The organism is Pontibacter sp. YIM B11418 (assembly GCF_059278805.1).
This window is the reverse complement of sequence record NZ_JCAEMH010000004.1, coordinates 459,542-483,993: the sequence shown is the minus strand read 5'-3', so window position 1 is coordinate 483,993 and position 24,452 is coordinate 459,542. Positions and strand designations below refer to the sequence as shown.

The 24,452-nt window shown below is 50.2% G+C and carries 13 protein-coding genes and 1 other RNA gene; 6 read left to right on the top strand and 8 right to left on the bottom strand.

Annotated features, from left to right (window positions below):
* Positions 1 to 18: 18 nt before the first annotated feature.
* The gene (locus tag AC4QZR_RS12535; protein WP_494481213.1) at positions 19 to 648 is read left to right on the top strand and encodes a phosphoribosyltransferase; all 630 of its coding nucleotides are present in this window, start codon (positions 19 to 21) and stop codon (positions 646 to 648) included.
* A 16-nt stretch (positions 649 to 664) separates the two neighbouring features.
* On the opposite strand, the gene AC4QZR_RS12530 is transcribed toward AC4QZR_RS12535, so the two are convergent.
* Positions 665 to 2,026 carry a GDSL-type esterase/lipase family protein gene (locus tag AC4QZR_RS12530; RefSeq protein ID WP_494481212.1) on the bottom strand — a complete coding sequence of 454 codons (1,362 nt, stop codon included), beginning with the start codon at positions 2,024 to 2,026 and terminating at the stop codon, positions 665 to 667.
* Positions 2,027 to 2,113: 87 nt separating this feature from the next.
* Positions 2,114 to 2,992, bottom strand: a complete 879-nt coding sequence (locus AC4QZR_RS12525; RefSeq protein ID WP_494481211.1) for an SGNH/GDSL hydrolase family protein — start codon at positions 2,990 to 2,992, stop codon at positions 2,114 to 2,116.
* A 281-nt stretch (positions 2,993 to 3,273) separates the two neighbouring features.
* Here AC4QZR_RS12525 and AC4QZR_RS12520 point away from each other — a divergent pair, with 281 nt between their 5' ends.
* The gene (locus AC4QZR_RS12520; RefSeq protein WP_494481210.1) at positions 3,274 to 5,475 is read left to right on the top strand and encodes an NADP-dependent isocitrate dehydrogenase; all 2,202 of its coding nucleotides are present in this window, start codon (positions 3,274 to 3,276) and stop codon (positions 5,473 to 5,475) included.
* 272 nt (positions 5,476 to 5,747) lie between these two features.
* Here AC4QZR_RS12520 and AC4QZR_RS12515 read toward each other — a convergent pair whose 3' ends face one another.
* On the bottom strand, positions 5,748 to 6,710 hold the full coding sequence (locus AC4QZR_RS12515) for an ATP-binding protein (RefSeq protein WP_494481209.1): 963 nt from the start codon (positions 6,708 to 6,710) through the stop codon (positions 5,748 to 5,750).
* A gap of 871 nt (positions 6,711 to 7,581) precedes the next feature.
* Between AC4QZR_RS12515 and AC4QZR_RS12510 the strand changes: the two genes are divergently transcribed.
* Positions 7,582 to 10,506: a DEAD/DEAH box helicase gene (locus AC4QZR_RS12510; protein WP_494481208.1), complete on the top strand. Its 2,925-nt coding sequence runs from the start codon at positions 7,582 to 7,584 to the stop codon at positions 10,504 to 10,506.
* Between the two features lie 109 nt (positions 10,507 to 10,615).
* Complete coding sequence (locus AC4QZR_RS12505) at positions 10,616 to 11,542, top strand: NmrA family NAD(P)-binding protein (RefSeq protein ID WP_494481207.1); 927 nt, start codon at positions 10,616 to 10,618, stop codon at positions 11,540 to 11,542.
* 60 nt (positions 11,543 to 11,602) lie between these two features.
* On the opposite strand, the gene AC4QZR_RS12500 is transcribed toward AC4QZR_RS12505, so the two are convergent.
* From AC4QZR_RS12500 to AC4QZR_RS12485, 4 genes are all read right to left on the bottom strand, one after another.
* Entirely contained in the window at positions 11,603 to 11,812 is a 210-nt protein-coding gene (locus tag AC4QZR_RS12500; RefSeq protein WP_494481206.1) for a hypothetical protein, read from the bottom strand.
* Between the two features lie 256 nt (positions 11,813 to 12,068).
* Complete coding sequence (locus AC4QZR_RS12495; protein WP_494481205.1) at positions 12,069 to 13,499, bottom strand: SLC13 family permease; 1,431 nt, start codon at positions 13,497 to 13,499, stop codon at positions 12,069 to 12,071.
* A gap of 594 nt (positions 13,500 to 14,093) precedes the next feature.
* Entirely contained in the window at positions 14,094 to 17,051 is a 2,958-nt protein-coding gene (locus AC4QZR_RS12490) for a M16 family metallopeptidase (protein ID WP_494481204.1), read from the bottom strand.
* 132 nt (positions 17,052 to 17,183) lie between these two features.
* Complete coding sequence (locus AC4QZR_RS12485) at positions 17,184 to 19,055, bottom strand: DNA polymerase III subunit gamma/tau (protein ID WP_494481203.1); 1,872 nt, start codon at positions 19,053 to 19,055, stop codon at positions 17,184 to 17,186.
* Between the two features lie 387 nt (positions 19,056 to 19,442).
* Here AC4QZR_RS12485 and AC4QZR_RS12480 point away from each other — a divergent pair, with 387 nt between their 5' ends.
* Positions 19,443 to 22,538, top strand: a complete 3,096-nt coding sequence (locus AC4QZR_RS12480; RefSeq protein WP_494481202.1) for a T9SS-dependent M36 family metallopeptidase — start codon at positions 19,443 to 19,445, stop codon at positions 22,536 to 22,538.
* A gap of 100 nt (positions 22,539 to 22,638) precedes the next feature.
* Here the strand turns inward: AC4QZR_RS12480 and cfa are convergent, their stop codons facing one another.
* Complete coding sequence (cfa, locus tag AC4QZR_RS12475) at positions 22,639 to 23,760, bottom strand: cyclopropane fatty acyl phospholipid synthase (protein WP_494481201.1); 1,122 nt, start codon at positions 23,758 to 23,760, stop codon at positions 22,639 to 22,641.
* A gap of 302 nt (positions 23,761 to 24,062) precedes the next feature.
* Between cfa and ssrA the strand changes: the two genes are divergently transcribed.
* Positions 24,063 to 24,432: a transfer-messenger RNA gene (gene ssrA, locus AC4QZR_RS12470) on the top strand.
* Positions 24,433 to 24,452 lie beyond the last annotated feature (20 nt).

Sequence of the window (24,452 nt, the reverse complement as noted above, 5' to 3'; positions counted from 1 at the left end):
CTCAATAATAAGAGACCCATGGAAATGATACCCAACAGACAAGTCGCTGCAGAGCTGCTGGCTGATCGGCTGGAGCACTACAAAGGGCAGAAGGGGGTAGTGCTGGCTATACCTCGCGGAGGAGTGCCGGTGGCAGCGCCCATTGCCCGCCGATTGGGCATGCCATTGGATGTGATCGTTTCCAAGAAAATCGGGCACCCCGCTAACCCGGAGTTTGCGATTGGAGCGGTGAGTTTGGAAGATGTGGAGGTCGATAAGCGGACCGACGTACCAGCGGAGTATATTCAAGCGGAGGTAGAGCGAATAAAAACAAGTCTGCGCCAAAAGTACAGGCTCTTTATGGGCAACCGTCAGCCTGTTGACCTGCACGATCGCATCGTGATCATCGTGGACGATGGTATCGCCACTGGCAAGACACTGCTCTCTACTGTAAACATGGCCAGGCACAAGCAACCCCGCAAGATCGTTATAGCAGTGCCTGTCGCCCCACGAGCCGCTATCAAGCAGTTTGAGGCGATTGTAGATGAAGTGGTATGCCTGCTGGTGCCTCCCATGTTTCAGGCGGTTGGGCAGTTTTACCAGGAGTTTGAACAGGTGAGTGATGAAGAAGTGATTCGCCTGCTCAGGCAACAGCATGATGAGCAGTAGCAGGTATAGGCCACCCTTAGCGGTCGATCATGAGGTGGCGGATGAACGCCCTACCTGGCAGTGAGGCTCGTACCATATACATGCTGCCGTCACTTAGCTCGGATGTGTTGAGTAGCTGTATGAAATTGCCGCGGTTATCAGCTTCCGCTTCATATTCCTTTACCAGTTTTCCCTCCAGGGTATAGATTGAGATGTTGAACTTCTCCATAGGCTGCAAGGCCAGCATTTGCACCGTAACCGGGTGGCTGCTTTTGGTGTGGGTCGGGTATACCCGCATTTCTTCGGTTGCTGCCTGCATCAGGCTCACGGCCACTACTGATGAGTAGCTCTCTGTACCATCAAAGTCCACCTGGCGGAGGCGGTAGTAGTTGACGCCATTGCCAGCTTCTTTATCCTGATAGGTATAGCTTTGGGGAAGGGAAGTAGTACCGGCCCCTTCTACGCGACCAACGGAATCAAACGCGGAGGCAGACTGCCCTCGCTGCACTTCAAAGAAAGCGTTGTCCAGTTCCGAGGCCGTTTCCCAGTCCAGTTGCACACCGCTCTGTGTGGCTATACCTTTAAAGCTGTGCAGCTCGACTGGCAATGGTATGATAATCTCGTTCATAATGGCATCAAACCATACCTGGGCCATTTTAGCTTCTCCAAGCTTATTGGGGTGCAGTCCATCGTAAGAGTCGCCTCGGCCTGGTACCGAATTAGGATTTTGGGCGGGATTGAATCCAGTGTTCTGGTCTACTAATACTACCTGGGAATCCGGATAGCGGCTATCGCTGTTTAAGGATGTCACAAGGGCTGGTAATTGTTCATTGAAGAGCGGAATCTCCTTACTAACCTCATTAAGGTCTGGATTATCTGGATTGGCGGGAATAAGCCGAGCCATAAGGATCAGGACTGCCGGGTTCTTTTCCCGCAGGACCTCAACTATTTGTCTCAGATCGGTCAGGGTGCTTTCAATGGATTGCTTCTGGAACAGGTCGTTTGTGCCCAAATGCAGCAGTACAAAGTCCGGCTTATGCGCTTCAGCCCATTTAGCAATGTTGTTTCCCTCTCTGCCATTCAGTATTTCATCAGCCCGCCATCCCCAATGGCCTTCGTTTCTGTTGCTGAAGGTTTGCCCCTCATAATCCTGAAAAGGAGGGTTGCCGCCTTCATTCTCTGTCTGAGAACCTACAAACTCAAAGTTTACGCCCGCATCAATCAGCTTCATCCACAGAGGATACCTGTAGCTGGCAAGCTCCTTATTCCCTTGCGTAATCGAATTGCCCAGTGGCATAATTCTGACCGGCTGAGATTGCGGATAGGACTTGAAACTAAAGAGTAAGAACGGGATAAGGAAGTAAGCCTGTTTTCGGAAAAGTGAGAGGACGGAACGCATAGAGCTGTAAGCTAAGTGGTTGGTACTGAGTAGCTCATAAAACGTGCGCAACGCTGTTGAGTTGCGCTTAGTTTAGGGCAACAAATGCTATTGTCCTGTCTCTCTGCGGTGGCGTTGTGCTGCTAAATTGTACAATGCCTCTTCATTTGCCTTTATGGCATCATACCAGCGCTTGGCAATGAATTTTTCGCCTTCCGTATTCGGGTGCAGCGCGTCGTAGGTAAGGGTAGACGGATTGTAGCCGGAGTTTATGTCCACTACGATAATTGGAGATTTTTGAGTTGAAAGGCGTGTTGCCAGCGCAGGCAGCAGGGATACAAAGTGCTTGGTAGAATCCACGTTGGCGTACTGTGCAGGTATAGGGGTGATCTTGGCCAGCAGGATTGCGACATTCTCATTGTCGGCACGCAGCTGCCCGATGATTTGTTCTATTCTGTTGATAGTGCCATCTGTCGGTTTGCTGTGGATCATGTCGTTGGTGCCTAGGTGCATCAACACCACATCCGGGGTATAGCCCTTCAGCCAATCACTCAATTTGCCCTTGTCGCGCTTGTATTGGGTTGGTTTTTCGTAACCGTTCAGGAGGTCATTGGTGGCCCAGCCCCAGTGCCCTTCGTGTTTATTCGCGAAAGTCTGCCCTTTATACGTTTCTCCCATCTTAGGTGAGGCCACATCGGCGCCTTGCTCCGTATTGGGAGCATCCCGGTACCAGTTCGTGTCCATGGAGCCCACAAACTCAAACTTCACCCCGGCATCTACCAGCATCTTCCAGAGCTCATACCGGTAACTGGGGTTAACCTCTCCTCCCTGTGTGATGGAGTTACCCAAAGGCATGATTCTGAGCGATATACTTTCCTGCTGCGGCTCTATTTCTTCCTTGGTCTCGTCGTCTGTACAGGCTGTAGAAAATAGGATAAATGAAAGGAGTAACAGATATCTAAAGTCGATCTTAAGTTTCGAAAACATAATGTGTATTACAGATAATTAGTAAGAGAAGCACAGTGGCTAAAAACGAGAAGTATGAAATTCGGTTGCATTTCGCCTCTGCACGCAACCTGATTATTGTCCAATTTCACAAAAATGCACCTGTATTGAACAGTACAAACGAAACACCCGGGGAAGGTTTAGCCTTATCAAAAAGACTCTTATATTTGCTTCTTAAACTAGCGTGGGGGAAAATAGTGTTACCGGCTGAGAAAAAGCGGTAAGCTCTTTCCTCGAATCTAACTATTTAAATACTGACCTACATGACGACAAAATCATCAAAAATCATTTATACCATTACAGATGAAGCGCCTGCCCTGGCAACACGCTCTTTCCTACCGATTGTGCAGGCCTTCACAAAGGCTGCCGACATCGAAGTAGAAACCAGAGACATTTCGCTGGCTGGCCGTATCATCGCGGCTTTCCCGGAGAATCTTTCTGAAGAGCAGAAGCAGTCTGACGACCTCGCATACCTGGGCGACCTGGCCAAAACGCCGGAAGCCAACATCATCAAGTTGCCAAACATCAGCGCGTCTATACCGCAGCTGACAGAAGCGATCAAAGAATTGCAGTCGCAGGGTTACATCATACCTGACTATTCGGCTGAACCTGCACGCTATGCAAAAATCTTAGGTAGCGCCGTAAACCCGGTGTTGCGCGAAGGTAACTCCGATCGCCGTGTGGCCGACGCCGTGAAGCAATACGCCAAAAAGCACCCGCACTCCATGGGCAAATGGTCGTCTGACTCTAAAACGCACGTAGCCCACATGAACGGTGGCGACTTCTACGGCAGCGAGCAGTCGGTAGTAGTTGACAAAGCAACGGATGTACGCATCGAGTTTGTAGGCGCTAACGGCGAGACTAAAGTACTGAAAGACAAAGTTGCCCTGAAGGCCGGTGAAGTAATGGACTCGTCTGTAATGAGCCGCAATGCACTGCGTTCGTTCCTGGAGAAAGAAGTGGCAGAAGCCAAAGAGCAAGGCATCCTACTGTCGCTGCACCTGAAGGCCACCATGATGAAGGTATCTGACCCTATTATGTTCGGCCACGCAGTAACGGTATTCTTTAAAGATACTTTCGCAAAGCACGCAGCTACGTTCAAAGAACTAGGCGTTGACCCGAACAACGGACTGGGCGATGTATACGCGAAGATCCAAAACCTGCCAGAAGCAAAGCGTGCTGAAATTGAAGCTGATTTGAAAGCTGAGATGGCAAACCGTCCGGAACTGGCGATGGTGAACTCCGACAAAGGCATCACCAACCTGCACGTGCCAAGCGACGTGATCATTGACGCGTCTATGCCGGCAGCGATCCGCTCGTCTGGCCAGATGTGGGGAGCTGATGGTAAACTGCACGACACAAAAGCCATTATACCTGATCGCTCTTACGCGCAGATCTACCAGGAAGTAATCCAGTTCTGCAAAGAGAACGGCGCGTTCGACCCGACGACCATGGGTACGGTGCCAAACATTGGTTTGATGGCGCAGAAAGCGGAAGAGTATGGCTCACATGACAAGACGTTCGAAATCGCTGAGGCAGGTGTCGTACGTGTAGTTGATGCAAGCGGTAATACGCTGATGGAGCAAAAAGTAGAAGAAGGTGATATCTTCAGAGCCTGCCAGACAAAAGACCTGCCTATCCAGGACTGGGTGAAGCTGGCTGTTACAAGAGCCCGCATCACGAACACACCTGCTATTTTCTGGCTGGACCCGCAGCGCGCGCACGACGCCAACCTGATTCAAAAAGTAGAGAAATACCTGCAGGACCACGACACAAATGGTCTTGAGATCAAGATCATGTCGCCGGTAGAAGCGATGCGCTATACCTGTGAGCGTGCCAAAGCGGGCAAAGATACCATTTCGGTAACGGGCAACGTACTGCGTGACTACCTGACCGACCTGTTTCCGATCATTGAACTGGGCACAAGCGCGAAAATGCTTTCTATTGTTCCGTTGCTGGATGGCGGTGGCCTGTTCGAGACTGGTGCCGGTGGATCTGCACCGAAGCATGTAGAGCAGTTCGTGGAAGAAAATTACCTGCGTTGGGATTCACTTGGTGAGTTCTTAGCATTGGCCGTATCGCTGGAAGACCTGGCTTACAAGACCAAAAACGAGAAGGCAGAAGTGCTGGCAGAGGCCCTGAACAAAGCGAACGCTGAGTTCCTGGAGAAAGATAAGTCACCGGCCCGTAAAGTTGGCGGCATCGACAACCGTGGTAGCCACTTCTACCTGGCTATGTACTGGGCTCAGGCACTTGCTGAGCAGACCAAGAACGAGGAACTGAAAAACCGCTTCACGAAGCTGGCACAGGAACTGACGGACAACGAGCAGAAGGTCGTGGACGAGCAGATCGCCGCACAAGGCAAGCCAGTTGACATCGGTGGTTACTACCACCCGAACGAAGAAAAAACCAGCAAGGCCATGCGTCCGAGTGAGACGTTGAATAAGGCTTTGGGGAATTTCTAGTCTAAGGTATAGAGTATAAAAATGAAAGGCTGCCTGAGAAATCGGGTGGCCTTTTTTGTTTTATGTAGATTTATTCCCAGGTATACCTAGTCCGGTCTTGCAGGTACGACCTATACCTCATCCTTGACTATCCTTGACAATCTAGTCCATACTTCCTTCTCCATTATGCGCCTCATCTGGCTCCCAGGTATACCTAATCCGGTCTTGCAGGTACGACCTATACCTCATCCTTGACAGTCTTAGATAAAGTATCAGTTGCCTAGATACACTATTTAACCAATCTTTTTTAATAGCGCCTCACCTCTACTAGTTGTAACATACTTCTGGTTTTTACTACTTGGTTTATCAGGAATAGTAAGTTCTAAGAAATTTGATTGAATAAGTGGCTGAATGTGCTTTCTATAACTGGCAGCACCAGCATCAGTGCCTAACTCAGTGAGTATATTGAGCCTGCTATGCGGTATCCTACATAGTAGAAGAATCTTTTTAGTAAAAGAGGCATCTTGAATATCGGGTAAAGGAAGAAAGTTTGCGTGAATAGGAAGTGTAACAAGGAAGTAATTCCTTGATTCGTCTGTATCGAACAATGGGTTTGGCGAGCCGTTAAAATTCATGGTTCTCCTGATTTTAGGAATTCCAGTACCTCTCCCTTCTGTTAGCCTTAGTTCTTTAAGAAAGTCACCTATTCTCCTGTTTCTGTAACTTCTTGCTACAATTCTATCCTTCTTGAGATCTTCATTATTAACGGGAGGTACAGGACCAGGAAAAGAAAGAATCTCAATTCTATCTAACCTAATGTTTACTTCGACGGGATCATCTAACTCATAGCTACGATGAAACACAGCATTAGCTAAAGCCTCTTCAATAGCAGCAAAAGGGTAATTAAAGAATCTTTGGGACTCGGCCTGATTAGGGATCTTTCTGACTCTTTCTGCAATTATATTATTCTGAATGAATTGTAGAGCGTTCTTAAGTTGAATATGAACAGGACCTTCAAAAATACGCTCTTCAAGCTCATCACCGATAGAATCAAAGTATCTAACTACATCAATTCTTGCTCCTTTGAAAATTTTAATTGGGTGATCGTTAAACAAGAGTAAGCCTACATTAACAGGCTTAAGATATTCTGGTGATCCTTTTACAATTTGTAACTGCTGGCATAGCTCTGCAAAAGGAATATTGTTTGCTCTTTGGTAAAGGTCGCTTCCTACTTCTTTAAGAAACGAAAGTATCAAAGGAAACTTTAAGTCATCGATAGAAGCCTGATGATTTATTCTGTCATCAAAAGGGATGCGGTTTGCAAGTTCGTAGAGCTGCCTTTCTTCACTAGATGTTGCTTTAACTGAGTTGGATCCCCTTCTAATGTAGAAATTATATACAGGGTTTGGAACAATGTTCTTTGGGCATTTATAAGGACGGTTGTCACCGCCAGTTGCCCATAAAATAAGAATGTGCTTCCCTTGAAAAAATTCTACCGAAGAAACGGGGAAGTATGCAGGAATAATTCTGTTGCATATCTCAAGTAGCTTCCTCTGACAAGCGTCAACTTGTTCTGGAAGGAGACCTTTTGGTGGTAATACAGGTATCCCATTCTTTTCCGCAATCTACAATGACGTAGCCTCCACCTAAGTTGTGGAAGTCATTAGCAAACGCGCATAACGAATGCATTATCTCTTCTGGATTCCAAGATTCTTTGAATTCAATTCGCTCACTTTCCACAGTAGTGGCATTTATCAAATCATTTAGATTTATAGGAAGGCCTGGCATAAACACTTTTATACTCTTGTTAAAGAATCAAATAAAGGTAAAATATATTAACCATTTAATTATGAGAAACAAAAGATTGATTAATGAAAAAAATTAAATATGTGTAGAGTTCTCTTATGCCGCAATGGTAATAAATGACGAAGCTTGTAGCTAACAGATATTTACCAGTTTACACTTCACTATTACTAGCGAACCCCAATTCAAAGGACCGCTATTTTTCATGCCGAAATAATCCCGAGATCAGTCACCTAGAATTCCTTATCTGATTTCTCATTTGCTTAACTTTGAAGCTAAGGTATAGCCAGCTTTGTAGGTATATCGGCGGCCTGAGAAGCAACAATGGAAGAGCAATACCCACCCTTCGAACCTTTTGACAGCACCGACGATCCGGAGGCGAACTTTGCTGCATACCTTGCTTCTCAACCACAAATCTCCAAAGCCGCATCCGATACCAGAACGATTGTCGTGATTGGTCGGCACCGCTACTACAATTTGTTTAGTGCCCAACTGGTATCCTGCAGCCTGAGCAGCACTGGCGAACTAAAAGCACCTTTTACGTTACTAAATCCGCTCGAACAGGTATGGCGGACTGAGCAGCCAGACGAGCTGAAGTTCTACAGCGCCGTTGCCCGCTTCCAGAGTTTCTACGAAAGGTCAGCTACAGATGCAGCTAGCTTTAAAGCGCTCGTGCGCAACCCTCTGCACTACGACTTCTACCTCCACGACAGCGAAGTGTCCGAGAAAATAGCGCCGCGCTCCATTACTCCTGTGCAGGTGACTCAGCCCCAGGTAGATTTTAAAGTGCGCATCGGCCTGAACAGCGACGTGTTTAACATCACCAGCGATTTGTTTATAAACGGCACATACTATCCCCTTAGCCGCATCCATGTTCGGTATGAGCATTTCCTGGTGGCCGACGATGCGTGGTACCTGTGTGCCAACCCGCACCTACCATCCGTAGTAGCTTATTTTAAAAAGCATGACCAGGAGCTGCATTTGCCGCATGATGCCTTTCTGCAATTTCAGCAGCAGGTGCTATCCAGGATAGACACGCATGTGCCTGTGGAGTATACCTACCTGAAGCCCGCCACCAAATCGCAATTGAGGAGTAGGGGCTTTAACCAGGAACTGGAGAAGGTGCTATACCTGATCGAGTCGGAGAATTATGTGCTGCTGCACCCTTTCATGCGCTACGGCGAAATCGAGATCCCCCTGCTGTCGAATAAGCTGATCTATGACCAGGACAACATGGGGAGACCGTTTTTTGTGGCGCGCAACACGGAGGCGGAAGCAGCTTTTACAAAGTTGCTGATACAGCAGCACCTGCACTTCTGGGAGCAGCTCGACAACATGCTCGACTATTTTTACCTGCACAAAGATAGGTTCCTGGACGAAGCGTGGTTTCTCGATGCCTTCGACAACCTGGCTGCACATGGGGTGACCATTCTCGGTTTCAACGACCTGCAAGGCAACAAGCTCAACCAGCACAAAGCCACGGTAGCCATTCAGGTAGACAGCGGCCTGAATTGGTTTAATGTGACTATGCAGGTAAAATTCGGCCGCAAGAAGGCTTCGCTGAAGCAGCTGAAGAAAGCAGTTGTGAACAAGAGCAAATACGTGCTGCTCGACGATGGCACCATGGGCATTATACCTGAGGAGTGGCTCCAGAAGCTAAAAGTCTATTTCGACACAGGTATAGTAGAGGAGGAATTGCTGCAGATTCCCAAAACAAACTTTGCCTTGCTCACGGAGCTGTTCGAAGACTATATGCTGGATGAGCAGGTGCACAAAGAGCTGTGGTGGTACCAGACACAGCTGAGCAACGTGGAAAACATCGCTCCCATACCTGCACCAGCCGGACTACAAACCACTTTGCGGCCCTACCAGTTGCAAGGCCTGAGTTGGCTCAATTTTCTGGACGACCTGCAATTTGGCGGCTGCCTCGCTGATGACATGGGCTTGGGCAAAACGGTGCAGGTCATCGCGTTCATGCTGTTGCTGCGCGAGAAACGGGAGCGACAGACATATCTGCTCGTCGTGCCGACGTCGCTCATACCTAACTGGCAATCCGAGCTACAAAGGTTCGCCCCATCGCTCCAAGTACACATACATCACGGCCCGAACAGAGCAAGGAGCACAGACACTTTCCAGCAATACGATGTGATCATCACCACCTATAATACGCTGCTCTCCGACATTGTCTTTCTGAAGAAATATAGGTTTGGCTATACCTTCCTGGATGAGTCGCAGAACATCAAAAACCCGAACTCGCAGCGTTACAAAGCGGCCTGTTTGCTGCAGTCTTATAACAAGGTAGTGCTGACAGGTACGCCATTCGAGAACAACACTTTCGATATTTACGCGCAGCTTTCCTTTGTCAACCCCGGGCTACTAGGCACCAGAACTTACTTCCGGAATACCTATGCCATGCCCATCGACAAGTTTAAGGACAGGAGAAGTGCGCAGGCCCTGCAGGAGAAGATTGGTCCGTTTGTGCTGAGAAGAACAAAAGCCGAAGTAGCCAAAGAATTGCCCGACAAAACAGAGATGATTCTGTACTGCGAAATGGGAGAGGAGCAGCGCAAGGTATACGACACCGCCGAGCAGGAATTCAGGGACTACATTAACGCCAGCGGAGAAGAGGAGCTAACTAAGCACCCGATGCATGTGTTGCGGGGCATCACCAAACTGCGCCAGATCTGCAACTCTCCGTTACTTACCGGCGATGCGAAGCTTTTCTCCGATACTTCTGCCAAGATTCAGGTGCTCATGCAGCAGATCCAGAACATAACGCATCACCACAAAGCGCTGGTTTTCTCTCAGTTTGTAGGTATGCTGGACCTGATTAAAGCGGAATTGGTAAAGGAAAACATCAAGTACTCATACCTCACGGGCAGCACCCGCAACAGGGGTGAGGTCGTGAACCAGTTTCAGTCGGACGAGGAAATACGTGTGTTCCTGGTTAGCCTGAAAGCAGGGGGAACAGGGCTCAATCTAACCGCAGCCGACTATGTGTTCATCGTGGACCCTTGGTGGAACCCTGCCGTGGAGAACCAGGCCATCGACCGTAGCTACAGAATAGGGCAGGAGAAGAAAGTGATTGCCGTGCGGCTAATTTGTCCCAATACGGTGGAGGAGAAGATTCAAATCCTGCAGCAGAGCAAATCCAAACTAGCCACCGATCTGGTAACGGCTGACAACAGTTTCTTTAAGTCACTCACCAAAGACGATTGGCTTAATTTGAGTAGCAATAGCGGTAGTTAGAGAGCCTTTTTAAGGTATACTATACCCAAGGCAGCTTTATACTTACTGTATAAGACCGCAACTTTTCCAACAAAAGCCTGTTACAAACTACAAAGGCAAGCAGGCAGCTATGGAAAGTACTAATTCTCCGGATTCAAAATCATCGACAATTGTAGTAGCGGGAGCCACAGGAGACTTAGGCGGGCGTATTGCCAGGTCGCTCCTGGAGAAAGGAGCCAATGTAAGAGTACTCGTCCGGCGTGATAGTTATGCCGCTAAAGTGAATGCTCTACGAAGCTCAGGCGCAATTATCTTTGAAGTGGATTACCACAATAACGCTGACCTGACAAAGGCCTGTGAGGGTGCAACGTGTGTGGTTTCAGCTTTGTCGGGATTGCATTACGTGATGGTAGGTATACAAAGCCTGTTGTTAAAGGCAGCCGTAGCAGCCGGAGTGCCTCGTTTTATACCTTCAGACTTTGCCATTGATTTTACAAAACTGCCCTATGGCAACAACCGAAACCTCGACCTTCGGAAAGAATTTAGAGAGCGATTAGACAAGACGCCAATTGCTGCCACTTCCATACATAACGGTATGTTTGCAGATCTGCTTACCGGGCAGGCGCCTATTGTCCTCTTCCCGCTCAAGCGCGTAATGTACTATGGAAATGCCGACCAGTTGCTGGACTTCACCACCATTCAAAACACAGCTGATTTTACCGCAGCCGTTGCACTTGACCCTACCACACCACGCGATTTGCGGATTGCCGGCGATGTGCTCAGCGCACGTGGCTTGAAAGATGTTGCTACTGAAGCTACCGGAGATGAGTTTAGCCTGTTCCGTGTTGGCGGACTTGGCTTATTCAATGCCATCATTAAAGTCACTAAAGCACTCACACCGGGTAGTCAGGAAGTTTTCCCGGCCTGGCAGGGTATGCAGTACATGCGCGACATGTTCAGCGGATTGCCCAAACTAGAACCCCTGGATAAAGACCGCTATCCGGAGGTCAAATGGACCAGCGTAGCCGAAGTGCTGGCAATGCGAAAGGCTGACTGAAGATGATGGTAGTAGATAGCTTACCAGCTATCATAGGTATAGCTGTGGTATGATCGTGGCTTATTTTACTGCTTCCTCCTTTTTTACTTTTTGCTTCTTAACAGAGGTGTACACTATTCCCAACATACCACCAGCCAGCGCCGCGTAGCCATACCCAACTAAAAAACCGTAAGCGTCACTCGCTGCGCCCAGCCAGAGCGAGGCGGCGATAGCCATGATGCCTGATATAATGAGTACGATCGCTTTGGTGTAGTTCATCTTGTTTTCCATATACCGAGTCATTAAGTAAGCACCCGTTTTCACGTGCATCAGACACAGGTATACCTGGGGTTAAGTGCCTGATGCCTATGCTAATATAGCGATTGCAGCGGCTCGGGTTACACCTATTATACCAACCAGGCAATAGACCGGACTAACCATTGGTTTTTCTGGAAAACTAATATCTCCACGCTATACCTGATGTACAAAAAAACGGGACGCGCAACAAAAAGCCAGGAAGAAGGAAACATCCGGGAGCAACCTATACCTACCAAAAACCAAAGTACGTGAGCAGCCAGAAGTAGAGGTATGTGATAAAGAGGCTGCATATACCTATCACGACACCGTTGATGATAAAATCTTTCGAGGTAAGCTCACCAGTAGAGTAGGCAATGGCGTTGGGAGGGGTGCTGATGGGCAGCGCCATGCTGCTGCCAGCCATTACAGCCAGTCCGAGCGCCATTAACTTCATGTTGACGCCATCCAGTTGCTGGGCCATCGACATCGCCATAGGTATAAACAGGATAGCCGTGGTGGTGTTGGACATGAATGTGCCGACAACCAGCGTAACGGTGAAGATGATCAGTACAATCCATTCGCTTTCCAATGGCAGCGAATTAGCAATTACTTTATCAAGGCCCGTGAGGTTCATGCCCTGGCCCAGTGCCAGTCCGCCCGCGATTACAAACAGGATATTCCACTCCAGCCGGTTAAACTCCTTTACGGAAAGCAGTCCCGTGGCCGTGAACATAATGGCCGGGAACAAAGCCACCACCGCCGACGGGATGCCATGCAGACTGTCGGTAAGCCACAGGAGCACCGTAATAGTGAACACGACGATGACAAAGATGCCTTCTCCGCCAAACGGCTTTGTTTCAACAGGCGTCAGCATCAGTGGCTCTTCGGGCTTATACCTGTACCAGAGCAGCTGAAAAAGGATGAAAAGCAGGATCAGCACGAGCGGGAACATGATCACCATCCAGGTCAGGAAGTCGATTTGCACCCCCTCTTTTGCCAGCAGCCCGACTGCAATAGCGTTGGGAGGAGAGCCGATGGGCGTCATCAGGCCACCAATGCTGGCCGAGAAAGGTATAGCCAGCGTGAGGCCCTTGCGGAACGAGTTGCCCGCCGGCACAAAAGCCAGCAAAGAAGCGGTAAGCGTAATCATCATGGCCGTGGTAGCGGTGTTGCTGATCCACATGCCGAAGATAGTGGTGCACACGATGACGCCGAGCAAAGCGCTTTTGGCAGACAGCCCGAAGATCCGCAACATGGCACTCGACAGGTATACATCCACGTTCACCTTCACCCCGACTTTAGCCAGTATAAAACCACCCAGGAACAGATAAATAATGGGGTCAGCCAGGGGAGCCAGAAAGCTTTGGTAAGGTATAGCCGCTATACCTGGCGTTTGCAGTATGTTCCAGTCGCCCGGGTTGCCCAGCAGAATGATCTGGGTGCCTATGATAAGCAGAGAGGTCGCAAAAAGCGGGATGATTTCGGTGGCCCAAAGAAAAGCAGCCGTAAACAGGATACCCGTCATGTAGGCAACCGGCAGTGGGTAGTCCGTTGTTTCTGAAGTGACCCACCCCGCCAGCACACCAATCAACACAATCCCGAAAAACATCAGCAAGCGTTTGGTTCTGGGGAGTTGCAACTCGTTGGTGATGCGGGACAGTTGCTTTATTCTTCTGTTCATGGTTGTAGCAGGGCAGTTGGATAAAGATATCCAATATCTCCGAAAGATGCAGTCAAATGCGGGAGGGTTTGTATTGGAATACTTTTTTGGATTCTGCTTTGAGCGTAAGCGGTTTTTCGGGCTCTTGATTTCAAATATCTTTCTGGTAGGTATAGCTGCTATACCTGCAAAGCAACTGGCACAGTCATTTGGATACCCATGCTCTTTCGGACATCCATGTCCGAAAGCAATCTGTTGGGGATGTCCACATCCCCGTGTGCCGAGGGGACAAGGAGGTCCCAAACAAAAATACATTCGGACACAGATTCCCGAAAGAGCAGTTGAGTTCTTATACCTGAGCAGCCAATCTGCAAAGTTTGAAATGCAGTACGATTAACACGCACCCATAAGTGCAACCTTCATGTGTCATTTCGACCTCAGGGAGAAATCTGGGATTTTGTGCGCAATGGACTAATCCAGATCTCTCATTGCTTTCGAGATGACAGTTAGAGTATTGGATTTAAGTTGACTGTACAGATCATCGGGGACATAAAAATAAAAAGCGGCAGCCCAATCAGGCTGCCGCTTTTTATTTTCAAGGTATAACTTTAAGGCTTAGTACCCGAACACCTGCTCCAGTGTCAGTTGCTTTACCTTTCCGTATTTTTCCAACTCTTTAAAGTTCAGACGGTCCTTCGAGCCGATAACCAGAATTGCCTGTGGTTGGCCGCTCACAAACTGTTTCTGGAAAGCTTGCAGTTGGTCGAAGGTCAGGCTGTTGGCGCTTTCATACACGTCTTTGCGGATGTCGTAGTCCAGGCCGAGGCGCTTGGCACGCTCGTAGTCGAACAGGATAGATGACTTGGTGATGCGCTCCGAAGAAATACTGTTTCGCAGCGATGCCTTCGCCAGGTCAAAGTTCTGCTCAGCCAATGGCATGTTGGTCAACAGTTCCTGCATACCTGCCATCGCTTCCGGCAACTTGTCTGACTGCGTACCGATGTAAGACTGGATGTAGTTCGAGCGGTCCTTTTTAGAAGCTGTGCTGTAGCTGGAGTACGCTGAGTAGGCCAGGGCCTTCGACTCGCGCAGTTCCTGGAACACAATCGAGCTCATACCTGAACCGAAGTACTGGTTGTACAGACGGATCGTCGGTACCATTTCTTTCTTAAAAGCGTCGGCTTTCGTCAGGAAAATCAGCTCAGCCTGCACCATGTTGTAGTCTACCCAGTATACGGTTGGCTGCTTGATGTCCAGCTCGGCGTATACCTTCTCGGCTGGTACCGGCTTCAGTTTGGCTGGCACAATGTGACCTGCGTTGAGTGTCGCCACTAATTTATCTGTTTCACGTGGGCCATAGTACAGCACACGGTGCTCGTAGGTCGGGATGCTCTTGATTAGGTTCACCAATTCCTGCGGCTTCACGGCTTTCAGTTCCTTCTCTGGCAATACCGTCGTGAACGGGTTCTTCGGGCCATATTTCGCATAGTTTACCAGCGCCTGGTTCAGGATAACACCTTTGTTCAGCTTAGCGTCGTTGCGGGCTTTCAGTATACCCTGTACCATGTCGTCTAGGGCCTTCTGGTCGGCTTTCGGGTTCTGCAGCACGCTCTCAAACAGGGCCAATGCCGGCTCAAAGTTCTCTTCGAGGCCGGAGAGGGTCACGTATACCTGGTCACCGCCGGCAGACACGTTAAAGGAGGTACCCAGCTTGTAGAACTCCTTCTTCAGTTCTTCGGCCGTGTATTTGTCTGTGCCCAAAAACCGGAGATAGTTCACTGCCATACCCAGTTTCTGGTCGTTGTCGGTACCCATGTCCAGGATGTAGTACATCTGGAACAGGCCGTTTTCGTTGTTTTTGGTGTAAAGGAGCGGGATATTGTTTTTCAGTTTGGCCTCTTTGATGTCGGCTTTGTAGTCCACAAACACAGGCGAAAGCTCAGAAACTTCCTGCGTCATAAAGTACTGGTAGTAAGCAGACTGGGCGTCACGGTTAACCGGCACAGGCGTAATGCTTGGCTTCTCTACTTTCTGGGCAGTTGCGTTCTTGTCGTTGCGCTTGTACACCAGCACGTAGTTGTTGCCCAGGTACTTGTTGGCAACCTCCATTACATCCTGCTTCGTTATTTTTGCAAAAGCCTCCGGGCGCTCCACATAATCCGCCCACGGAATGTCGTAGATAAAGGCCGTCACAAAAGCGTCGGCACGTTCAGAGTTGCGCTCGTAGGCACGCATCAGGCTGATCTTGTTGTCGTTGACGATGGCCGGGATCAGTTCGTCGTCAAACTTGCCCTGCTTCACGAGTTCTACCTGTGTCAGCAGCATGTCTTTCACCTGGTCCAGACTCTGGCCCTGACGTGGCGAACCACCCAAACGGAACACCGAGTAGTCTTTCATCTGGTTGTCATAGCCGTAGGCCTGCAATACTTTCTGCTGCTGGTTCAGGTTTAGGTCAATCAACCCGGCCTGTCCGTTGTACAGGATAGCACTGATCATGCTCAGCACCTGCGCATCGCGCGAGCTCATACCCGGGAAGCGGTAGGCGATGGACACGTTTTCAGCACTCGGGCCGCTCACTTCTTTCATGATCGGCTGCGCGATGGGCTTCTCCTGCGCTACCGTGAAAGAAGGCGCTGTGCTAGGCTTCAGTTTACCAAAATGTTCGTCGATCATGCGGATGGTTTCATCAAATTCGATGTCGCCGCTCAGCGCTACGGCCATGTTGTTTGGCACATAGTACTTATCAAAATACTTCTTAATCTCTATGATAGACGGATTTTTGAGGTGCTCCACTGTACCGATAGTGGTCTGCGTACCATACTGGTGCGTTGGGAACATGGCAGCATTCAGCGTTTCCATCACTTTCCAACCATCGTTGTCGAGGGTACGGTTTTTCTCTTCGTATACTGCTTCCAGTTCTGTGTGGAACAGGCGTGGCACCAACTCACCAAAGCGATGCGCTTCTAATGCCGCCCAACGATCCAGTTGGTTGCTCGGCACGTCGTTGGTATACACGGTCTGCTCTACTGAGGTATAAGCGTTCGTTCCTTTGGCTCCAATAGCACCCAGAATCTTATCGTACTCGTTGGCTACAGCATAGCTAGCGGCCACGCCTGAGATAGAGTCAATCTGGTGGTATATTTTCTTGCGCTGGGCTGGGTCTGTTGTCTGACGGTGCTTTTCGTAGAGGGCTTCAATCTTGTCGAGTTCGGCTTTCTCTTTTGCCCAGTCCTGCGTGCCTAGTTGGCTCGTACCCTTAAACACCATGTGCTCGAGGTAGTGCGCCAGACCAGTAGCATCGGCCGGGTCGTTTTTAGAGCCGGCACGCACAGCTATGAAGGTCTGCACACGCGGCGCATCTTCATAATCCGTCAGGTATACCTTCAGGCCATTTTCCAGGGTATAGACGCGGGCGTTGAGCGGGTCGTTTGGAACGGTTTCGTACTTATACTCCTTCTGTGCCGTAGAAGCTACCGCATTTTCAGTGGCTGAAGAGGTTTGGTACGTTTCGTTCTTGCATTGCGTGAGCGTGAACGCCGACGCAACCAGTAACAACGATAATCCTTTTTTCATGGGTGTGATGTTAGGTATAGGATAAGGTATAGCAACACAAAAAAGGCCGGGCCACGAAGCTTCCGGAAAGAAAGCTTCGTGACTCACCTTGTGTTTTAATTAGAACTTTACAAATATAAAATTATTTCTGAATTAGAAATCAGTGTCGAGACCGAAACGCTGCTTTAAATCGACGAGCACCGGGTATTTCTCGGCCAGGTAGTTGAATTTGTCCTGCGAAGTGTACAGTTTATTTCCTTCCTGCACCTCCATCACCTCGGCCCGAAGCTTGATGCTGCGGTTGCCGGTTTCCTGCTTCAACTCGCGGAGAATCTCCGGGCGCAGGCTCGTGAACTGGTCCATCATCACGTGGTTCTCCAGGTGCAGCACGATCTCATTCCCCTCCCCAATGTGGAACTGGCGGTTGAGCAAGGTATACTCCATCATGTTCTCGCCTTTTTTGCGGCGCAGGATGGCGTGCCATACCGTGTTCAGGCGGGCCTGGTCAAGTGGGGCGGCGGCTCCATAGGCTGTTTCGTCTTCTTCCTCGGCCACGGCAGTCTCCACCACAGCTGCCTGCGGATTTTGCAGGTCTTTCAGGCTGGGCAGCTTACCGAGTTTTTTCTGAGGCGGCACAGGTATAGACGGGCGTTTTGGCACTGGTGCGGGAGCAGGGGTTGCCTGTGCCTGCGGAGGCGACAAACGGCCATCGGGCGTCACGTGCTGTGGCTTAGGGGGCTGCTGCAATTCCTCAGAGGGCACATGGCCCTGTTGGTGGGGCTGTTGCAACCCTTCCGAAGGTATAGCCGCGCCCTGCTGCTGCATGGCGGCCGAAGGTATAAGTGGGGCACCAACTGACTTGGTAGCGGCTGGTGCCGGGGCTGCTACCTTAGCTTTTTTTAACTCAGCTCCTTCCTGCGCAAAACTAAAGGCCGCATTGAGGTGCGCCATTTTCATCAGGCACAGTTCTACATGCAGACGCTGGTTTTTGCTGCTCTTGTAATTGGTGTCGCAGGTGCTCACAAGGTTCAGGCCCGAAAGCAGGAACGACACTGAGGACTTCTGCGACTGCTCCGCATACCTGGCTTTGATGTTATCCGACACCTCGAGCAACTGCACTGTCTGAACGTCTTTGCACACCAGCAGGCTTCGGAAATGCTCGCCTATACCGATCAGGAAGTTGTGCGCATCAAAACCGTTCTTCAGAATCTCATCAAACAGCAAAAGTGAGCCCGACAAGTTCTGCTCCAGCAAGTGGTCTGTCAGTCGGAAATAGTAGTCATAGTCCAGGATGTGCAGGTTCTCGACCGTGGCTTTGTAGGTTACATTATGGCCTGAGAAGGTCACCATCTGGTCGAAGATCGATAAAGCATCGCGCAAGGCACCGTCCGCTTTCTGCGAGATCAGGTGCAGGGCATCGGGTTCGGCCTGTATACTTTCCTTTTGGGCGATGTTGCCCAGGTGGCGCACCATGTCCTCGATCCGGATTCGGTTAAAGTCGAAGATCTGGCAGCGCGACAGGATAGTAGGTATAATCTTGTGCCGCTCAGTGGTCGCCAGTATGAAAATAGCATAGGCAGGCGGCTCCTCCAGGGTCTTCAGAAAAGCGTTGAAGGCCTGGTTCGAGAGCATGTGCACCTCATCTATGATGTAAATCTTGTACTTGCCGGTTTGCGGGGCGTAGCGCACCTGCTCCACCAGGTTGCGGATATCCTCTACGGAGTTGTTGGAAGCAGCATCGAGCTCGTGGATGTTGAACGAGCTGTTGGAGTTAAAGCTGCGGCACGATTCGCACTCGTTACAGGCTTCTACCTCCGGGGTGATGTCCTGGCAGTTAATGGTTTTTGCCAGAATACGGGCACAGGTTGTCTTACCCACACCACGCGGTCCACAGAACAAAAATGCCTGCGCCAGATGGTGGCTGCTAATGGCGTTTTTGAGGGTGTTGGTGATATGGTGCTGCCCTACCACGCTGTCGAACGTGGCCGGACGGTATTTACGCGCTGATACTACAAAATTTTCCATTACCTACAAAGATAATCAATCTGATGCTCAGATGGGAGAGCTTTTTATACAGTAGTTTTCCAATGGTTTATCCACAGTGCTGAGTGGATGGGAGTGAGCATAAGGTAGTGAAAATTGATCTAATTGCATCTTGCAGAGTCTATATATAAAATAAACTATGCGAGATGGAAGTTCTTTTAGTATTCCGGATATTGGCAAGGCGGTAAAGGTTATATTGATTTTATCTAGGTTTTATCTAACGACGAACCGGTATTGTCATAGTTACTTTTGTCTTGTATTATTCCTGTTTTTCATGCTATAAGGTGCTTACTTTTAATAAGTTAATTACTCCGCGCCAACAATCCGTGCCTTCCAACCGCGATTGTCTAACACTTAAAAACATAGCGCATGAAAACACGTGTACAACTGCACTGGCAGCTCCTGCTGCTGGTCGTATTCCTGTCCGGTACCTTTACCGCCTACGGGCAAGGTAGATCCGACCAAAGACCTGTTCCGCAGGCTGCTCTGAACCACATTCAGAAAAATAAGAAGCAACTCGAATTAGAAGACGAGGACGTAGCGGAGCTGGAGCTGGCCAGCGAAAATGAGAGCCCCAAAAGCGGCATGAAGCACATGTACATCAAGCAACTCTACAGAGGGATTGAAGTGCATGGTGCCGTGACCAACATAAGTATGAGCAAGGAGGGCCATGTAATTACAATGGGCAACCGCATGCAGAAACAGGTGGGCAAGCGGGTGAAATCAAACCAGCCGGGTATGGATGCAGCCGGAGCCGTAGCAGCTGCGGCGCAGCATCTGGGTATAGCCATGAAAGAACAACTGACGGTGCAGGAGCGCGGCAATGGCCGCAACAGAGCCGTTGTCTTCTCAAAAGCCGGCATCTCACTGGAGCCTATACCTGCCAAGCTGGTTTACCAGCCCATGGAAGACGGCAGCCTGCGTCTGGCCTGGGAAGTATCGATCTATGAACTGGACGCTCAGAACTGGTGGAACATCCGGCTGGATGCCACGACAGGCGCTGTGCTGGACAAAGACAACATGGTGGTGCAATGCCAGTTCGAGAATGACGGTCCCGGAGGCAAATTTATGCACGACGAGCACAGCCACAGCACCGCATCGCCTTACGTAGCGGCTCCTCAGGCAAGCATCGTGCGGGTGTCCAATGCCTACAACGTATTTGCCATGCCTGTAGAGAGCCCTACTCATGGCCCCCGTTCCATTGTGAGCACTTCTGCTGCCGACCAACTGGCGTCGCCACAAGGCTGGCACACCGAAACCAGAACACGTGGCAACAACGTCTACGCCTACGAGGACCCGAATAACAATAACAGCTGGAGCACTAACTACAGCCCCGACGGAGGTCCTGAACTGAGCTTCGACTTTCCGATTGATTTTACGAAACCACCAGTAACGAATCGCGACGCGGCTATCACTAACCTGTTTTACTGGAACAACTTGATCCACGACGTGTGGTACCAGTACGGCTTCGACGAGGCCAGTGGTAACTTCCAGCTCAACAACTATGGCAAAGGCGGATCGCAGGGTGACCCAGTTCTGGCAGAAGCACAGGACAACCGCAACGGTACTTCGCGCAACAACGCCAACTTCTCAACGCCAGCCGATGGCTTCGCGCCCCGCATGCAGATGTACCTGTGGAGCAGCCCACCTGACCCCGACATGGTATCGGTGTCCTCGCCATCTTCAGTGGCAGGCAGCTACCCAGCAACAGAAGCGGCATGGGCCCGCAAACTCACTTCAGATCCTGTAGTAGGTAAACTGGTGGTAGGACAAGGTACGAGCACTGCACCGCAGGAAGGCTGTGGCGTATTGACAAACGCTACCGCTGTGGCTGGTAACATTGCAGTAGCGTATAGAGGAAACTGTCCGTTTACGGAAAAAGTGGAAGCTGCCCAACTAGCTGGTGCTATTGCCGTGATCGTAATCAACAACGCTCCTGGAGATCCGATCGCGATGGGTGGAACGCCGACCATGCCTATTACTATACCTGCTGTGATGATCAGCCAGGAGGCAGGCGCGCTCCTCAGAGCCCTCTTGGACGCCGGTGAAGAAGTGATTGTTCGCCTGAAGGACGACGGAAGACCAGAACTGGATGGCGACTTCGATAATGGCATCATCGTGCACGAGTATGGTCATGGCATTTCTAACCGACTGACAGGTGGCCGCACCGTAACGGGTTGCCTTAGCAATGCCGAGCAGATGGGCGAAGGCTGGAGCGACTGGTTCGGTTTGATGATGACCATGAAGCCAGGTGATACAGGCAGCAAAAAGCGTGGCATCGGTACATATGCACAAGGACAGGCAACTGACGGAAACGGTATACGCCCTGCACCTTACTCTACTGATTTTGGCATCAACCCACATACCTATGCTTCCACCAACAATGCGGCCATCAGCCAGCCGCACGGTATCGGCTTTGTATGGTCTACCATGCTCTGGGACTTGACCTGGGCCATGATCGATAAATACGGTTTCGATGAAGACCTGTACAATGGCAAAGGAGGCAACAACATGGCCATGCAGCTGGTAATCGACGGTCTGAAACTGCAGGTCTGCCGCCCAGGTTTTGTAGATGGTCGTGATGCTATCCTGCTGGCCGACCGTCAGAACTATGAGGGTGCCAACCAGGAACTGATCTGGAGAGTATTTGCAAGAAGAGGTCTGGGCTACAGTGCGAAACAAGGGCTGAACACCAACCGTTTTGACCAGGTAGAGGCTAATGATCTGCCGGAAACGTACGCCTGTACTACGCCACTTACCCTAGAGGCAGTAGCAACCTCTAATGTTTATACTGGTGGTGTGGCCTCTAACCTATACCTGGGTTACGGTCCGCAGAACGTGCGTCTGCAGGCTGGTGGCGATGCTGACAACTTGTATACCTGGAGCGGGGCAGAGGGTCTGAGCGCAACGACAGGCGCCAGTGTGATCTTCACACCGAAAGCAGCCGGTACCTATACCTTCACGGTGCGTGCTGTAAACGGCGATGGCTGTATCAAGCACCAGACGATCACAATCACGGTGGTAGATGTGCGTTGCGGCGATGGCAAGAAGAAAGACAAAGTGCTGGTATGTGTAGACGGTGTGACAGAGTGCGTGGCTCCGAATGCAGTGCCATACCTGCTGACCGCTGCCAAGGGAGCCTTGGGTAACTGCGGACTGGCTGCTACGGCAACTGCAACTGCTAAAGCTGAGATCAGCGCTGAGAAAATGGCCCTGCGTGCTGTTCCTAACCCATTCGGTGCCAGAACGGACATTGGTTTCACGCTTACACAGGATGGAAGCTACAAGCTCGAAGTGCTGGATATGCGCGGTACCGTGGTAACTGTGCTGGCACAGGGCAATGGCAGAGCAGGGGAGCATAAAGTTTACCAGTTCGAGAAAGGCAGACTGTCAAACGGCATGTACGTCGCCAGGCTGGTAACAGACGAAGGCGTGTCCTTTATCCGAATTGTAATGCAGAAATAATGCGTGTTTAACTATCCTGACAGGGCAAGGCCGGTGATTCACTCCACCGGCCTTTGCTTTTTAGGTATAGCTTATACCTACTATACCTGTCTACCTATACCTAGCGCACTGCCTTGTAGCCGCCAGGTATACCTTTTTTGGAGAGTACAAACTGCCACAGCTGGTTGTTGCGTGACCGGAAAGATCCGGCGCTGGAGAGCAGGTAGTAATTCCACATCCGGTAGAAACGCTCCCCATACTCGCCCTGCAGTTCGGGCCAGTGCCGGTTGAAGTTTTGGTTCCAGGCCATCAGGGTGCGGTCATAGTCGGGGCCGAAGTTGTGCAGGTCCTCCACCACAAAAACATGCTCCATGGCAGCACTGAGCTGCCGCAGCGATGGAATGAGGCAGTTCGGGAAAATATACTTGTCAATAAAGGGGTCGGGGGAGGTTTTGGAAAAGTTGACGCCAATGGTGTGCAGCAGGAACAGACCATCGTCTTTGAGGCAGCGGGCCGCCGTTTGCATATAGGTGCGGTGGTTGCGGTAGCCCACGTGTTCGGCCATCCCGATCGACACGACGTGGTCAAACTGCTCGCGTACGTCGCGGTAGTCCTGCAGCCTAATCTCGATGGGAAGCCCTTTGCAAAGCTCCCGGGCCAGTGCTGCCTGCTCCTTCGAAACTGTTATACCTACGACTTCTACGCCATACCTTTCGGCCGCATACCTGGCAAAACTGCCCCAGCCACAGCCAATATCGAGCACCCGCTGCCCGGGTTGCAGACGTAGTTTCCGGCACACCAGGTCTAATTTGTGCTCCTGTGCTTGGTCCAGGTTGTCGGCGTTTTTCCAGTAGGCGCAGCTGTAAACCAGTCGCTTGTCGAGCATGCGCTGGTACAGGCCATTGCCGATGTCGTAGTGGCGCTGGGCGTTGCGGGCCGCTTTGCCTTTGGGTTGCAGGTTGATCACTTTAGCCAGGAGCACCTCCAACACAGTGCGCCAGCCGAACCGGGCATTTCTGTACAAGTCGGCCCGTATGGCTTTGTTCACAAACTCATCTATCCGGTCGCAGTGCCACCAACCGTCCATGTACGACTCGCCCAGCCCAAGGGAGCCCTGGCTGAGCACCCGTTTGAAAAAGCGATTGTCATGCACCTGAATATCCCAGGGGTTAGGGCCGTTCACGGTGATGCCGGCTGTTGCCAACATGTCAGTTACCTGCTGCTCCAGACTACTCCTTGTCATATGGATGCTATTTCGTGATAAGATAGAGAAAGCACGATATTGACCTTGTAACGGCTGCTGCTCGCATTGGTTGTTAGTGTAGGTATAGCAACAGTATGCGCATAGCGTATTGATAATCAGGAGCTATTGGAGAGAATGTACAGAGAGGGTGGCTGGTCTGTTATTCTATTCCTTAAAACGAAACAAACCGTGCGGGTAAAGTGTTTTATAGGCAGCAAACTGATGGAGATATGCCGAAAAAAGTGTAACTTTGTGGCATACTTCTTGAAGTATAGAATACAAGAATTCGTTCTTTAACTTACGGGGTAGACTGGAATTGACAGCTTGTGCAGATTGCGTGTAAGCATGTCGGGTGATGAACGTACCACCTGTTAAAAATCCGTTCGAACAATAACTGGCGAATATAACTACGCCATGGCTGCTTAATCTAGGTATTAAGCACTAGCCATAGTCTCGTGCAGGTTTCGTGAATCTGCTTGCACATCAGAGGCTTCGACTCGATTGACTAGTCTGTGTAAAGGTGCGGTGCACAGGCGAAATAAAGCATCTAAGGAGTGCGCATAAGTTTGACTTATACTTGCAAGCTCCCGACAATTCGAATAAGTCTAAGCATGTAGAAAGCCCGTCGGTTTCCTTGTCTGGACCAGGGTTCGAATCCCTGCTACTCCACAAAAGTATTTAAAAAGCTCCTG